The following is a 16113-nucleotide window of genomic DNA, read 5'->3' as shown; positions in this document are numbered from 1 at the left end:
CAAGTCGCCGTCAGCTCATCGGAGGTGTTGGCGCACAACCTGAAAAACTCTCAATTGTCGCCTGGCCCTTTGTCCCTACAAGCTGTGCTAGGATGACTCGTTGGTTTTTGCGGCAGTTGAGCAATGGGCTGGATGGCAATGGAAGGGGTTACAGTGACGAATCGAGTAGAACAACTGCGCCGCCAGTTAGCGCAGCGCATTTTGGTGTTGGACGGCGGCATGGGCACCATGATCCAGAGCTACCGTCTGGAGGAGCGCGATTTCCGCGGTGAGCGTTTTGCCGACTGGCGCAGCGATCTGAAAGGCAATAACGATCTGCTGGTGCTGACCAAGCCGGAAGTGATCACCGCCATTCATTACGCCTATCTCGAGGCGGGTGCCGATATCCTTGAGACCAATACTTTCAACTCGACCTCCATCGCCATGGCCGACTACCACATGGAGTCGCTGTCCGCCGAGATTAACTATCAGGCTGCCTGTCTGGCGCGCGCCTGCGCCGATGAGTGGACGGCGCGCACGCCGGAAAAACCGCGCTACGTCGCCGGGGTGTTGGGGCCGACCAACCGCACCGCGTCCATCTCGCCGAACGTCAACGATCCGGCGTTCCGCAACATCTCGTTCGATGAGCTGGTGGTGGCTTACCGCGAATCGACCCGTGCGCTGGTGGAGGGCGGCGTCGATCTGATCATGATCGAAACCATCTTCGACACCCTGAATGCCAAGGCCGCCGCTTTTGCGGTGGAAACCGAATTCGAAGCGCTGGGGGTGGAACTGCCGATCATGATTTCCGGCACCATCACCGACGCCTCCGGCCGGACCCTGTCCGGCCAGACCACCGAAGCGTTTTACAATTCGCTGCGCCACGTCAAGCCGCTGACCTTTGGCCTGAACTGCGCCCTGGGCCCGGACGAACTGCGTCAGTACGTCGCCGAGCTGGCGCGCATCTCGGAGACCTACGTCACTGCGCACCCGAATGCCGGTTTGCCGAACGCCTTCGGCGAGTACGATCTGGATGCGGCCGAGATGGCGCGCCAGGTCGGGGAGTGGGCGCAGGCCGGCTTCCTCAATATCATCGGCGGCTGCTGCGGCACCACGCCGGAACATATCGCCGCGATGGCCAAGGCGGTCGAGGGCGTGCCGCCGCGCCGGCTGCCGGAGATCCCGGTTGCCTGCCGCCTGGCCGGTCTGGAGCCGCTGACCATCGACGCCAACACCCTGTTCGTCAACGTCGGCGAGCGCACCAACGTCACCGGTTCGGCGCGATTCAAGCGCCTGATCAAAGAAGAGAAATACAACGAGGCGCTCGACGTGGCGCGCCAGCAGGTCGAGAGCGGCGCGCAGATCATCGACATCAACATGGACGAGGGGATGCTCGACGCCGAAGCGGCGATGGTGCGCTTCCTCAACCTGATCGCCGGTGAGCCGGACATCGCCCGGGTGCCGATCATGATCGACTCCTCCAAGTGGTCGGTAATCGAAAAAGGCCTGAAGTGCATTCAGGGCAAGGGCATCGTCAACTCGATCTCGATGAAGGAAGGCGAAGAGGCCTTTATCCATCACGCCAAACTGGTGCGCCGCTACGGTGCCGCGGTGGTGGTGATGGCGTTCGACGAAGTGGGCCAGGCGGACACCCGCGAGCGCAAGTTCGAGATCTGCCGCCGCGCCTATAACATTCTGACCGAACGCGTCGGCTTCCCGCCGGAAGACATCATTTTCGACCCGAATATTTTCGCCGTCGCTACCGGCATCGAGGAACACAACAACTACGCCGTCGACTTTATCGAAGCCTGCGCCGACATCAAAACCCACCTGCCGCACGCGATGATCTCCGGCGGGGTGTCAAACGTGTCGTTCTCGTTCCGCGGCAACGATCCGGTGCGTGAAGCGATCCATGCGGTGTTCCTGTATCACGCCATTCGCAACGGCATGGACATGGGCATCGTCAACGCCGGGCAGCTGGCGATTTATGACGATTTAAGCGCCGAGCTGCGCGACGCGGTGGAGGACGTGATCCTCAACCGTCGTGAGGACGGCACCGAACGCCTGCTGGAGCTGGCCGAAAAATACCGTGGCAGCAAAGATAATGACGTGGCGGTGCAGCAGGCCGAATGGCGCGGCTGGCCGGTAGAAAAACGGCTGGAATATTCGCTGGTGAAGGGCATCACCGAGTTTATCGAGCTGGACACCGAAGAAGCGCGGCAGCAGGCCGAACGCCCGATCGAAGTGATCGAAGGGCCGCTGATGGCGGGAATGAACGTGGTCGGCGATCTGTTCGGCGAGGGCAAGATGTTCCTGCCGCAGGTGGTGAAATCCGCCCGCGTGATGAAGCAGGCGGTGGCCTACCTGGAACCGTACATCGAGGCCAGCAAGCAGAAAGGCTCCACGGCGGGAAAAATCCTGCTGGCGACGGTGAAGGGCGACGTGCACGACATCGGCAAGAACATCGTCGGCGTGGTGCTGCAGTGCAACAACTATGAAATCGTCGATCTGGGCGTGATGGTGCCGACGGAGAAAATCCTGCGCACCGCGCGCGAGGAGAACGTGGATATCATCGGCCTGTCGGGCCTGATCACCCCGTCTCTCGACGAGATGGTCAACGTGGCCAAAGAGATGGAGCGCCAGGGCTTTACCCTGCCGCTGTTGATCGGCGGCGCCACCACCTCTAAGGCGCACACGGCGGTGAAGATCGAACAAAACTACAGCGGCCCGACCACCTACGTGCAGAATGCTTCGCGCACCGTGGGCGTGGTGTCGGCGCTGCTGTCCGCCACCCAGCGCGACGAGTTTGTGGCGCGCACCCGCAAAGAGTATGAAACGGTGCGCATTCAGCACGCACGCAAAAAGCCGCGCACGCCGCCGGTCGATTTGCAGAAGGCGCGCGCCAACGCCATGGCGCTGGACTGGGCCGATTATCAGCCGCCGGCACCGCGGCAGCTTGGCGTATTCCCGGTGGCGGCCGGCATCGAGACGCTGCGCCACTACATCGACTGGACGCCGTTCTTCATGACCTGGTCGCTGGCGGGCAAATACCCGCGCATCCTGGAAGACGAGGTGGTGGGGGAAGAGGCCAAGCGCCTGTTCCACGACGCCAATCAGATGCTGGATCGGCTGGCCGCCGAGCGCAGCCTCAACCCGCGCGGCGTTTACGGTCTGTTCCCGGCCAACCGCGTCGGCGACGACGTGGAAGTGTACCGCGACGAGCAGCGTGACGAGGTGCTGGCGGTGAGCCGCCATCTGCGTCAGCAGACGGAAAAAACCGACTTCCCGAACTACTGCCTGGCGGACTTCGTGGCGCCGAAAAGCAGCGGCAAGGCCGACTACTTCGGCGCCTTTGCGGTGACCGGCGGGCTGGAGGAGGACGCGCTGGCCGCGGCGTACGACGCGCAGCACGACGATTACAACAAAATCATGGTCAAGGCGCTGGCGGATCGCCTGGCGGAGGCCTTTGCCGAATACCTGCATGAGCAGGTGCGCAAGCTGCACTGGGGCTATGCCGCCGATGAGAGCCTGAGCAACGAGGAACTGATCCGCGAAAACTATCAGGGCATCCGGCCGGCGCCGGGTTACCCGGCCTGCCCGGAGCACACCGAGAAAGCGACCATCTGGCAGCTGTTGGACGTCAACCGCCACACCGGCATGGAGCTGACGGAGTCCTTCGCCATGTGGCCGGGGGCGGCGGTGTCCGGCTGGTACTTCAGCCATCCCGAGAGCAAGTACTTCGCGGTGGCGCAGATCCAGCGCGACCAGGTGGAGGACTACGCGGTGCGTAAAGGGATGAGCGTGAGCGAGGTCGAACGCTGGCTGGCGCCTAACCTCGGCTACGATGCCGACTGATTTCCTCTTTGAAGGGCGCAGCGATGCGCCCTTGTCATTTACAGCGCTTCCACGTCGATGTGCAGCGCATCGTAACGCCAATACTCCAGGTCACAATCGATCACCCGGTCGTGCTGATCGCGGTTCACCCGCGTAATGAACAGCGCCGGGCTGCCGTAGGTCACCTTCAGCATGGCGGCGGCCTGCTGCGGCAGCAGGGTGGGCAGCATGTCGAAACGCACTCGCCCGTAGTGGATGCCATAGCGCGCGGCGTACAGTGCGGTCAGCGACTGGGTCAGATCTTCGTCCAGAATGCCGGGGAAATAGGCCGGGTTGAGGTAGTGCTCGCAGTACAGCACCGCGCGCCCGTCGATGTAACGCAGCCGGCGAATGCGATAGACCTCGGCGCCGGGGGGCAGCGCCAGGCGGTTGGCCAGCGGCGCGTCGAGCGTGACTACCGCGCTGTCGATCGCTTCGGTATGGGCGGCGCGCCCCTGCTGCTGGGCCATGGCGTGAAAATGGCTGCGCTGCAGCGGGTTGTAGATAAGACGTGGGGGCGAGATGAACCAGCCGCGCCGCACCTGGCGGTAGATGACGCCCTGCGCCTCCAACTGACCGAGCGCCTCCTGCAAGGTAATGCGGGTAGTGGCGAACTGTTCGCTCAGGGCGCGTTCGGAGGGCAGCTTGCCGCCCACGGCAAACTCGCCTGCGGTGATGCGGGCGTTCAGCGTTTGGCAGATGGTCGCGACGGTCGTCGGTGCTTCACTCATACAGCGGGTGTCCCGTTTCAGTGCGTTTGGCCTCCCTTAAGGTAGACCAGCGTCGCGTTTTCGCCGTTGCAATGGGTGATAAAACTGTCGCTTTTTTAAGCTGACATATAATTATCACATTCGTCCGTTAGATTGGTTTGGTCCTTGCTGGACTAGTCCAGCCATCCCCACACTACCACCTGGAGCATCAGTTATGAAACGTTTGTGCGCTTCTGTGTTAACCAGTGCCATCGTGTTATCCAGCCAGATGAGCTGGGCCGCGGATACCGATCTGGCGGCGCTGGAGCAGGCCGCTAAAAAAGAAGGCGAAGTCAACAGCGTCGGCATGCCGGACAGCTGGGCCAACTGGAAAGGCACCTGGCAAGATCTGTTGAGCAAATACGGCCTGAAGCATGTCGATACCGACATGAGCTCCGCACAGGAGATCGCTAAATTCGATGCGGAAAAGAACAACGCGACGGCGGACATCGGTGACGTCGGCGCGGCCTTCGGCCCGGTGGCGGTGCAGAAGGGCGTGACGCAGCCGTACAAACCCTCTACCTGGAATCAGGTGCCGGACTGGGCGAAAGACAAAGATGGTCATTGGGCGTTGGCTTACACCGGCACCATCGCCTTCATCATCAACAAGCAGCAGGTGAAAGACATCCCGCACAGCTGGGCCGATCTGCTGAAGGGCAGCTATCAGGTCACCATCGGCGACGTCGGCACCGCGTCGCAGGCGGCCAGCGGCGTGCTGGCGGCCACCTACGCCATGGGCGGCGACGAGAAAAACCTCAAGCCGGGTCTGGAGTTCTTCGGCAAGCTGGCCAAGGCCGGCCGCCTGAGCCTGAGCAACCCGGTGATCGCGTCGCTGGAGAAAGGGGAAGTGCAGGTCGGCGTGGTGTGGGACTTCAACGGCCTGAACTACCGCGACCAGATCGACAAAACCCGCTTTGAAGTGCTGATCCCGTCGGACGGCTCGATCACCTCCGGCTACACCACCATCATCAACAAATATGCCAAGCACCCGAACGCCGCCAAGCTGGCGCGCGAATACATCTTCTCCGACGCCGGCCAGATCAACCTGGCGCGCGGCTATGCCCGCCCGATCCGCGCCGAGCATCTGACGCTGCCGGACGACGTCAAGGCCAAGCTGCTGCCGGCCGAGCAGTACAAGAACGCGCACCCGATCGCCGATCCGGCGGCCTGGGAACAGAGCGCCAAAGCGCTGCCGCGTCTGTGGCAGGAAAACGTCATTATGTTTATGCAGCAGTGAGTTAACGCACCATGAAAACGATCCTCGTGCTGCTGGACGGCCTCAACTACCGGGTGGCGCACGACGCCATGGGCTATCTGCAGGCCGAATGCGCGGCGGGACGCGGACGGTTGTACCTGCTGGAGAGCGAGCTGCCCTCGCTCTCCCGGCCGCTGTATGAATGCATCCTCACCGGCGTCACGCCGGTGGAGAGCGGCGTGGTGCATAATCACGTCTCGCGCCTGTCTCATCAACAAAGCGTGTTTCATTACGCGCGCGCCGCCGGACTAACCACCGCCGCCGCCGCGTATCATTGGTTCAGCGAATTGTATAACCGCACGCCGTTCGACGCCGCGCGCGACCGCCATACCGACGCCCCCGAGCTGCCGATCCAGCACGGGCATTTCTATTACGACGACGGCTACCCCGACAGCCATCTGTTCGACGACGCCGAAAGCCTGCGCCAGCGTCATCAGCCGGACTTCCTGATGGTCCACCCGATGAACATCGACGACGCCGGGCACCGCTTCGGCCTCTCTTCGCCGCAGTACCGCAATGCGGCGCGGCGCGCCGACGGTTCGCTGTCGCGCTACCTGCCTGAGTGGTTGGCGGCCGGTTATCAGGTGCTGGTCACCGCTGACCACGGCATGAACGACGATCGCAGCCACGGTGGCGTGTTGCCGGAAGAGCGCCAGGTACCGCTGTTCGTGTTCGGGGCGGGGTTCAGCCAAGATGACGCCGATCCGCAGCAAACCGAGCTGTGCGGCACGATTTGCGATCTGCTGCAGGTGGCGCATGACAAGCCGCGTTGTCGGGCGCTGTTGGCCCAGGATGCGCGATGAACGGCAAAACCAAATGGATCGCCGCGCTGTGCCTGTTGCCGTTTATCGTGCTGTTCGGCGCGTTTCAGATCGCCCCGCTGGTGTGGATCGCCGTTCACAGCTTTTTCAGCGAGAGCAGCGGCTGGGGCTGGGGCAACTATGTCGATATCCTCACCTCGCCGTTCTACCTGCAGGCCTTTCAGTTCTCGCTGGAGATCTCGCTGTGGTCGAGCGTCTACGGCTTGCTGATTGCGTTAGTGGGCAGTTACTCGCTGCGCCAGCTCGGCCAGACCCGATTTCATGACTTCGTGATGTCGTTCACCAACATGACCAGCAACTTCGCCGGGGTGCCGCTGGCGTTCGCCTTCGTCATCCTGCTGGGGCTGAACGGTTGCCTGACGCTGCTGCTGCGCAAATACGGTCTGATGGAGAGTTTCAACCTCTATTCGAAGAGCGGCCTGATCGTGCTGTATACCTACTTCCAGATCCCGCTGGGGGTGCTGTTGCTGTATCCGGCGTTCGACGCGCTGCGCGCCGACTGGCGCGAGTCGGCGGCGCTGCTCGGCGCCGGCCCCTGGCGCTATTGGCGGCATATCGGCCTGCCGGTGCTGGCGCCGGCGCTGATGGGCACCTTTGTCATCCTGTTGGCCAACGCGCTGGGCGCCTACGCTACGGTCTACGCGCTGACCACCGGCAACTTCAACGTGATCCCGATCCGTATCTCGGCGCTGGTGGCGGGGGACATCTCCCTCGATCCGAACCTGGCCAGCGCGCTGGCGATGCTGCTGGTGGTGATGATGGCGTTTATCACGGTGATCCACCAATGGATGCTGCGCAGGAGCTACCTCAATGCGCGCTCGTAACCGGATGGAGAGTGTCCATGTCGCATGCTGAACGCCTGTACCATCGCACGGTGACCGGCCTGCTGCTGCTGATCCTGCTGCTGCCGTTGGCGGCGACGCTGATTTATGCGCTGGCCACCCAGTGGGGGGCCACCATTTTGCCGGACGGTTTTACCCTGAAGTGGCTGACGGCGCTGTGGAACGACCCGCGCTTTTTGCAGGCACTGTGGCACTCGCTGCTGATCTGTTTCGGCACGCTGCTGCTGTCGGTGGTGGTGATCCTGCCGGCGATGTTTGTGATCGCTTACTACTTCCCCAAGCTGGACGCGGTGATGAACGTACTGATTCTGCTGCCGTTCGCCGTGCCGCCGGTGGTGTCGGCGGTGGGGCTGATGCAGCTGTTCGCCGCCGATCCGCTGCCGCTGCTCGGCACTCCGTGGATTTTAGTGGGCTGCTATTTCACCATCGCGCTGCCGTTTATCTACCGCGCCATCAGCAATAACATGCAGGCGATCAACCTGCGCGATCTGATGGACGCCGCGCACCTGCTCGGCGCCAGTACCTGGCAGGCGGCGCTGTGGGTGGTACTGCCGAACCTGCGAAAGGGCGGAATGATCGCCGTGCTGCTGTCGTTCTCGTTCCTGATCGGCGAGTTCGTGTTCGCCAACCTGCTGGTGGGCAGCCAGTATGAAACGCTGCAGGTTTACCTGTTCAACATGCGCAACGGCAGCGGGCATTTCACCAGCGCGCTGGTCATCTCCTATTTCGCCGTGGTGCTGCTCGTCACCTGGCTGGCGAACCTGCTGAATAAAAACAAGGGTTAACCCGATGGCTTATCTCAACGTCACCCGCCTGAACAAACACTATGGCCAGACCCAGGTGTTTCAGGATATCGATTTCACCGCCGAAGAGGGGGAGTTCGTCACCCTGCTGGGGCCGAGCGGCTGCGGCAAATCGACGCTGCTGCGCTGCCTGGCCGGCCTGACCCCGGTCGACAGCGGGCACATTTTGCTGCAGGGCCAGGATCTGGTGCCGCTGGCGCCGCAAAAGCGCGGCATCGGCATGGTGTTCCAAAGCTATGCGCTGTTTCCCAATATGACGGTGGAAGGCAACGTGGCCTTCGGCCTGAAAATGCAGAAGCTGGCGGCCGGGCAGATCGGCCAGCGGGTGCAGGAGGTGCTGGCGCTGGTGGAGCTGAGCGATCTGGCGAAGCGCTATCCGCATCAGCTGTCGGGCGGCCAGTGTCAGCGTGTGGCGCTGGCGCGATCGCTGGTCACCCGTCCGCGTCTGCTGCTGCTCGACGAACCGCTGTCGGCGCTGGATGCGCGCATCCGCAAACACCTGCGCGAGCAGATCCGGCGCATTCAGCGCGAGCTGAACCTGACGGCGATCTTCGTCACCCACGATCAGGAAGAGGCGTTGACCCTGTCGGATCGCATCGTGCTGATGAACAAGGGGCAGATCGTGCAGAGCGGCGATGCGGAAACCCTGTATACCCAGCCGGCGGATGCCTTCGCCGCCGGGTTTATCGGTAACTATAACCTGCTGACCGCCGAACAGGCCGCCCAGCTGACCGGGCGCAGCTATGCCGGCAAGGTGGCGATCCGCCCTGAATCGATTGGCCTGTTGCCGGCCGGGCAGGGGATCGACGGGGTGATCCTGGGCCACAGTTTGCTCGGGAATGTGGTACGCTATCGGATTCAGGTTCGCGGTGTAGAATTGCTGGTTGACGTGCTAAACCGGTCGGTGGCCGACCTGCGGCCCGACGGCGCGGAAATTGGGCTACACTTGGAACCTGTTGTATTGCGGGAAGTTGCATGACTTCGCAGCGCGGCGCCGGGGCCTTTCCGCCGCCGCATTAACCCTTCTCTTCTGCGGTCTGCCGCCCGCCCGCTGTCCTGCCAGACCTACGCCCGGCAGGCGGGACCGCGCGCTGTACCCGTCATCTTTTGGCCTACCGGCTGCGGCTAAGGCGAACAGAACCGTTCCGTCCGTCCGCACCGCCTGACTGGCATCGGGTATCAACCTCCTTTGGCCGGGCGTTAATGGAGCGTATCTTCCGTGCTGACCCTTCTTCACCTGCTTTCCTCCGTGGCGCTGTTGGTGTGGGGTACCCACATCGTGCGCACCGGGATCATGCGGGTTTACGGCGCCAATCTGCGGCGCGTGTTGAGCGACAGCGTTGAGAAAAAGCCGCTGGCGTTCGTTTCCGGCATCGGCGTGACCGCGCTGGTGCAAAGCAGCAACGCCACGGCGCTGCTGGTGACCTCTTTCGTCGCGCAGGGGCTGGTGGGGCTGGCGCCTGCGCTAGTGATCATGCTCGGCGCCGACGTCGGCACCGCGCTGATGGCGCGCGTGCTGACCTTCGATCTTTCCTGGCTGTCGCCGCTGCTGATCCTGGTCGGCGTCTTCCTGTTCCTCAGCCGCAAGCAGATGCGGATCGGCCAGATCGGGCGCGTCTTGATCGGCCTTGGGCTGATCGTGTTGGCGCTGGAGCTGATCGTGGCCGCCGCCACGCCGATCACGCAGGCGGCCGGGGTAAAAGTGCTGTTCTCGTCGCTGACCGGCGACGTGATGCTGGACGCCCTGACCGGCGCGCTGTTCGCCATCGTCAGTTATTCCAGCCTGGCGGCGGTGCTGCTGACCGCCACCCTGACCGCCACCGGCGTGATCTCGCTGAAGGTGGCGCTCTGCCTGGTGATTGGCGCCAATCTCGGCAGCGGCCTGTTGGCGATGATCAACGCCAGCGGCCAGAACGCCGCCGGGCGGCGCGTGGCGCTCGGTAGCCTGCTGTTCAAGTTGGTGGGCTGCGTGCTGGTGCTGCCGTTCGTCTCCTATCTGGCAGACGTGATGGCGCTACTGCCGGGCGGCAGCGAAGAGCTGGTGATCTACTTCCACGTGTTCTACAACCTGATCCGTTGTCTGGTGATGATCCCGCTGGCCGGACCGATGGCGACGCTGTGCGAACGGCTGATCGTCGACGTGGCCGCCGACGATCCGCGCATGCGTCCGCGCCATCTGGACGCCAGCGCGCTGGATACGCCAACGCTGGCGCTGGCCAACGCGGCGCGCGAAACGCTGCGGATGGGCGACGTGGTGGAACACATGATGATCCTGCAGCGCGAAGTGCTGCACGGCAAGCAAGGCGTGGATAAAGAAGTGCGGCGCCTCGACGATGACGTCGACGTGCTGTATACCGCCATCAAGCTGTATCTGGCGCAGATCCAGAAGGAAGACCTGGGTGAGGAAGACTCGCGCCGCTGGGCGGAGATCATCGAAATGGCGCTTAACCTGGAACAGGCGGGCGACATCATCGAACGCATGGCCGGCGACGTGGGCGCCAAGTCGCACGCCGCGCGCCGCGCCTTCTCGGCGGAAGGGTTGGCGGAGCTGGACGGGCTGCACGAACGGCTGATCGGCAACCTGCGCCTGGGGCTGTCGGTGTTCCTGTCCGGCGACGTCACCAGCGCCAAGCGCCTGCGCCGTTCCAAGCACCGCTTCCGTATTCTGGATCGCCGCTACGCGCACGCGCACGTCGATCGTTTGCACCAGCAAAACGTGCAGAGTATCGAGACCAGTTCGTTGCATTTGGGATTGTTGGGGGACATGAAGCGTTTGAACTCGCTGTTCTGCGCCGTGGCTTACAACGTGTTGGACCAGGATGCCAAGGATGACGATCGCGACTGGGAAGACACCCCGAGCACGCTGTAAAAAAAAACGCCCCCGGTTTTCATCGGGGGCGTTGTGCAGGAGAGGCGCGTTATTTGCCGCTGAACACGCCGGCTTTGGCGTCCGCCTGCTGAGTTGAAGCATGGCCGCTGACGAACGGTACGTTGCCGTCGACGCTTTGCTTCGCCGCGCCGCCTAACAGCCCGCCTACCGTGGCGGCCGCATCGACGCGGCCGCCGCCCTGATAGCGTTGGCCGCTGACGTCCTGCTGGCTGACCTTGCTGCCGCCCAGTTCCACCTTGCCCTGCTGGCTGCGGATCTCGCCGCCGGTCAGTTGGGTTTGGCCGCCGACCTGCAGCGCCACGCCGTGCTTACCGGTAATCGCCGACTGCTCACCGACCGCGTTGTTGTTCACCACGTCGGCATTGACCTTGAGCTGTCCCTGGCGACCCGCCGGCCCGGTGATGCTGTCTTTCACCGCGCCGCCGACGGTGCGTGCACCGCGATCCCACAGCGGGCCCTGCGGTTTCTCGCCGGCCGGCGTTGCCGGCAGCGTCACTTTGCCGTCGGCCTTGCTGAAGCTGACCGCGCCAGTGGTGTCCTGCTGCGGATCGAGGCGGCGCGCCACGCTGTTGTACTTGTCGGTGGTGGCGTCGGCCACTTTGTTCACCCCGGCGTCCAGTTTCTCTTTCACCTTACCGGCGTAGCGTGGCGTGCCCACCTTCGACAGCTTGGAGGTGATGCTGCTGCCCGGATCGTTGCTGTGGCTCAGCCCGGCATCCACATCCACCTTCACGCCTTTCTCGACGTCCTTGCGGCTTTCAACGCGCAGATCGCCGCCCACCTTGCCCTGTACGCTGTCGGCATCGACGCGCGCCCCGGCGAGGCGGGTGTCCTTACCGCTGTTGAGCGCCACGTCGCCCGCGGTGATGCCGGTGTTGGCGTGGGTGGTTTTATCCTGCTGTTCCACGCCGACCTTCAGACCGGCGCCCAGCGTATGGGTGTCTTTGCCGGTGTTCGGATCGACCTTGCCGCCGGCGTCCTTATTGAACGTTTGGCCGCCTTTGGCGTTGGCTTTAATGCCCAGGCTCCAATTGTCCTTGTGCTGCTCGTTCTTGGCGGACTCCAGCAGGATGCCGCCGTTTTTCGCCTCGAGCGCGGCGCTGCTGCCGCTGACCTTGGCGCCCTGCAGATGCAGCGCGTCATCGCCTTTGCCGTTGGCGGACAGGGTGACCTTGCCGTCTGAGGCGAGAGTGGCGCCCTGGCGTTCGGTCGCGGACTCATTCACCTTGGCGATGTCGAAGGCGCCGCCGGCGGAGAGGCTGCCGCCGGTTTTTTCCTTGCTGTCGCTGCTGCCGGCGCCCAGATCGATATTGCCGGACAGCTTGTTCTCCTTACGCGTTTGGGTCGATTCCGCCGCCTGCAGCGCGACCTTGTTGCCCGCGCTCAGGGTGATGTCGCCCTGGCTTTTGACGTCGGTGCCTTTAAGCGTCAGATCGCGGCCCGCCTTCAGTTCCACGCCCTGTTGGCCGCTGACGTTGCCGACCTGCGCGGTGCTGCTGTCGCTTTCGCCGTTGTTGGTGCCGCCGCCGAACCCGGCGCCGAAGTTTTTACTGTCGGCGGTGAAACCGCCCTTCGCCGAGGCTTTGACGTTAAAGCCGCTGTGGCTCTCGCTCTGTTTGTCGCTGGCCTGATCAAAGCGGATATCGCCGCCGGCGTTGACGGTGGTTTTACCGCTGCCGCCGTTCAGCGCGGTGCCCTGATAGACCGCGTCTTGTTTCACGTTGACGTTGATGCCGCTCGCGGCATCGATCGAGCCGGTCACCGCCTGGCTGGCGTTGCTGTTGCTGCGCTGGGTGCTGCCTTCGCCCTTGGCGTCTACGGTCAGATCGCTGCCGGTGGAGGTGTAGACGCGCACGCCGGCGCTGCCGCGGGTGTCGCGGCTCTGCTCTTCCTGGCGGTTCGTCGCGGCTTCGCTGCGGTGGCTGTCCGCCGTCAGCGTGACCGCGCCTTTGCTCGCCTGATACTGCGTGCCCTGATCGCGCACTTCGCCTGTGGCGTTGATGTCGATGCTGCCGGCTTTCACCGAGCTGACCACCGCCTGCGAGCTGCTGCTGCGTTTTTCGCTGCTGCCGCCCTGAGCGCCGATATCCAGGCCCACGTTAGGCGCGCCGATGCCGCCGATGTCGTTGATGACGCCGGTGGCGTCCAGCTTGGCCGCCTTGCCGATCGCGCGCTCGACCGGGCGGGTCACGGCGCTGTAATCGACGTTGGCGCCGATGTTCACACCGACGTCGGTTTTGGTGGTGGTGCTGCTGGCGGTGTCGGCAGCGGCCAGGTGATCGACGCCCGCGGCGTTTTCTTGATAGGCGCCGCCGACGCTGTGCTGCGCGCCTTGCTGGGTCAGCTTGTCGCGGGCGTTGACAGTCAGGTTGCCTTTGACGTCGCTGCCGGAGGTGACCGCCTTGCTGCTCTGCGCCTGCGTTTTGCTGTTCTCGTAGCCGGCTTCCACGCCGCTGCCGAGCTTGTCGATGCCGCCGGTGTAGTAGAAACCGCCGCCGATCTTGGTCTGCTCGGTGTTCGAGGTGGTTTTATCTTCGGCCGCCAGGAACGAAACCTTGTTGCCGCTGACGCTGGCGTCGCCTTTGTCGGCGACCAGTTTGGAGCCGCTGAAGATCACGTCCTTGTCTGCCTCGAGCTTCACGCTGCCGCCGCTGAGGGTGGCGCCGTGGTTCTCGGTGCGGGTGGTTTTCTCGCTGTCGCGGGTGTGTTCGATGCGCAAACCGGCGCGGTATTGCTTGTCACCGGCTTCTTTGGCGTAGCCGTTGACGGTCAGCGCGGTCTTCTGCTCATCGAGTTTTTGCTGCTGTTCGGCGGCCTTGACGTTGATGTTGCCGGTCTGCGACGTCACGCTCAGTTCGCCGCCGCTGGCGACCTGGCTGCCGATGACGTCGGTATCCTTACGGCTGACCAGCTTCAGGTTGGTATCAGACTTCAGCTCGCTGGCGGTGCTGCTCTGGTAGCTGTTGTCGGCCTTGTGCGAACTGCTGGTGATGTTGAAGGCGGTGCCGGTGCGCGCGTCGATTTTGTCCACGGTGGTGCTCAGCGCGTTGTCGATGCGCAGGCCGCCCTGCGTGGCGGTGACCAGGCCGGCTTCCTTGCCGCGCGCCTTGCTGCCGGTGAGGGTGACGCCCTGCTGGCCGTTCAGGCGCAGGGTGCCGTCACTGGTCAGCTCGGAAGCGTGGCTGACCTCGCGACGGTTGCTGTTGTTTTTGTTGTCGCCGCCGCCGATGCCGCCCCAGGAGGTTTTGTCATCGCGCACCGCTTTGGCGTTGGCGGTTTTCTGCACCCCGACCTGGATCTGGTTGTCTGCATCGATCGTCAGATCGCGCTGGGCGTGGACCTTGGCGCCCTGTGTGGAGACATTGCGACCGGCTTTCAACGTCAGTTCGCCCTGGCTACGCAGTTCGCTGGCCTTCAGGCTTTCGCTTTCATCGCTGCTGCTCCAGCTGCCGGTGCGCAGGCTGGAAGTGTGGTTGCGCTGATAGCCGCGCTCGGTGGACTTATCCTTCTCCACCAGCCCGGCGAGGTGCACGTCGCGCGCCGCTTTGACGCTCAGAGCACGGTCGGCGCTGATGTTGGCACCCAACAGGTTCACGTCTTCCCGGGTACTGACGAGTTTGGCGTTGCCGCTGGCGGCGACGGTGCTGCCTGCCTGTTGCTGCTGCTCGCGCTCACGGGTGACGTCGTATTGCCAGGAGTAGAACCAGCGGTCGTCGGTGTGGCCCTGGGTCTGTTTCAGCTGCTGACCGTCGAGCGTCAGCTTGCCGCCCTGCAGCGTGATGTCTTCGCCGCGAATATCGGTGGCGGTGAGGTGCGCATGGTTATCCGCCACCAGACTGATGTTCTTGCCTTTCAGCTCGGTGCGGGTCAGCTTCTGGCTGCTGCTGCGGTCGTTGACGTAGATGCCGCCACGGTAGTTCTGGTAGTTCTCGCCGCCGTTGCGGTTGCTGCTGGCGTCGTCAACGCGGCTTTCGCTGCGAATATCGTAGGCTTTCACCTTGAGCTCGTCGCCGGCGGCCAGCGTGCCGGCCAGCTTCACGCCGCTGCCCTGTGCGGTGTTGATGATGTTAATGCGCCCGGCCTGCATGCTGCCGAGGTAATAGCTGTCCAGCGCGGTGGTCGGCTGTACGCTGGCCAGCACCTTGCCGTCGCGCGCCACGCGGTTAAGCCCGCTGATGGCGTTGATCGCCGCCGGCGTCACGCTGCCGTTGCGATGGGTGAAGTCTTGCACGATCACGTCACCGCGGCTGTCTATCTTCGGTGCGATCAGATCCAGCACGCCGCTGGCGTTCAGGGTGCCGTTGAGGCTCAGGGTATTGCGATTATCCAGAGTGCTGTAGCCCTGCAGCAGGCCGTTCTCCACCAGCGGGTTGCCGACCACCAGCGAGGAGCGGCTGGTGTTGATGAATCCGCAACCCTGGCAGCTGATGCCGTTCGGGTTGGCCAGCACGTAGTCGGCCGCCATGCCGAAGATCTCTTGCTGGCCGTGCAGCAGAGAAGGGTTACGGCCGATCACTTCGTTGAGGATCACGCTGGCTTCGCGTCCGCCCAGATTGGGGTTGGCGCCCAGTTGGCCGGCCAGCTGCGACAGCCCCGCCTCGCGGGAGTTGTTCAGCACAGCGCCGGGCTGGTTGACGTTAAAGTCCTGGTATTGGTTGTGCGACAGCCCGTTGCCGTTCGGCGCGACGATGTCGACCACCTGCGCGCCGGTCGCGGCGGTGGAAACGCCGGGGCCGTTGGCGCCATTGGCTGCCACGATCTCCGCGGCGTAGGCGCCGGTGGAAGCGGCGAGAATAATCGCCAGTGCGGCGGCCAGTTTGCCCGCTGCTGAAAGCCTGAAGTTATTATTTTTCATCCATGTCTCTCCGTATATTGCCGTGGGGTCCTGCAAAACTGCTGAT

Annotated in this window: 9 protein-coding genes; 7 read left to right on the top strand and 2 right to left on the bottom strand. The window is 63.6% G+C overall.

The annotated features are described in order from the left end of the window. Positions 1 to 138 precede the first annotated feature (138 nt). A complete protein-coding gene (gene metH / locus C9411_RS12180) occupies positions 139 to 3834 on the top strand; it encodes a methionine synthase (RefSeq protein WP_107227138.1) in 3696 nt (1231 codons plus the stop codon). 38 nt (positions 3835 to 3872) lie between these two features. On the opposite strand, the gene C9411_RS12175 is transcribed toward metH, so the two are convergent. Next, positions 3873 to 4583 (bottom strand): UTRA domain-containing protein, encoded by a 711-nt coding sequence (locus C9411_RS12175; RefSeq protein WP_107227127.1) that lies wholly within the window; start codon positions 4581 to 4583, stop codon positions 3873 to 3875. Positions 4584 to 4776: 193 nt separating this feature from the next. On the opposite strand from C9411_RS12175, the gene C9411_RS12170 reads away from it, so the two are divergent. The 6 genes from C9411_RS12170 (at position 4777) to C9411_RS12145 (ending at position 11191) form a co-directional block, all read left to right on the top strand. Continuing rightward, a complete protein-coding gene (locus tag C9411_RS12170) occupies positions 4777 to 5838 on the top strand; it encodes an ABC transporter substrate-binding protein (protein ID WP_063988513.1) in 1062 nt (353 codons plus the stop codon). Positions 5839 to 5849: 11 nt separating this feature from the next. Beyond that, complete coding sequence (locus C9411_RS12165; RefSeq protein ID WP_107227126.1) at positions 5850 to 6659, top strand: alkaline phosphatase family protein; 810 nt, start codon at positions 5850 to 5852, stop codon at positions 6657 to 6659. Then, on the top strand, positions 6656 to 7501 hold the full coding sequence (locus tag C9411_RS12160) for an ABC transporter permease subunit (protein ID WP_039569690.1): 846 nt from the start codon (positions 6656 to 6658) through the stop codon (positions 7499 to 7501). The genes C9411_RS12165 and C9411_RS12160 overlap by 4 nt, the downstream gene beginning before the upstream one ends. A gap of 17 nt (positions 7502 to 7518) precedes the next feature. After that, positions 7519 to 8304 carry an ABC transporter permease gene (locus C9411_RS12155; RefSeq protein ID WP_107227125.1) on the top strand — a complete coding sequence of 262 codons (786 nt, stop codon included), beginning with the start codon at positions 7519 to 7521 and terminating at the stop codon, positions 8302 to 8304. A gap of 4 nt (positions 8305 to 8308) precedes the next feature. Continuing rightward, the gene (locus C9411_RS12150) at positions 8309 to 9301 is read left to right on the top strand and encodes an ABC transporter ATP-binding protein (RefSeq protein ID WP_063988516.1); all 993 of its coding nucleotides are present in this window, start codon (positions 8309 to 8311) and stop codon (positions 9299 to 9301) included. A gap of 240 nt (positions 9302 to 9541) precedes the next feature. Next, on the top strand, positions 9542 to 11191 hold the full coding sequence (locus C9411_RS12145; RefSeq protein WP_107227124.1) for a Na/Pi cotransporter family protein: 1650 nt from the start codon (positions 9542 to 9544) through the stop codon (positions 11189 to 11191). Between the two features lie 49 nt (positions 11192 to 11240). On the opposite strand, the gene C9411_RS12140 is transcribed toward C9411_RS12145, so the two are convergent. Continuing rightward, the gene (locus C9411_RS12140) at positions 11241 to 16067 is read right to left on the bottom strand and encodes a hemagglutinin repeat-containing protein (RefSeq protein WP_107227123.1); all 4827 of its coding nucleotides are present in this window, start codon (positions 16065 to 16067) and stop codon (positions 11241 to 11243) included. Positions 16068 to 16113 lie beyond the last annotated feature (46 nt).

The sequence above is a fragment of the Serratia sp. Nf2 genome, assembly GCF_003028435.1.
GTDB classification, from domain to species: domain Bacteria; phylum Pseudomonadota; class Gammaproteobacteria; order Enterobacterales; family Enterobacteriaceae; genus Serratia; species Serratia marcescens_L.
This window is presented reverse-complemented; position numbering and strand designations above follow the sequence as displayed.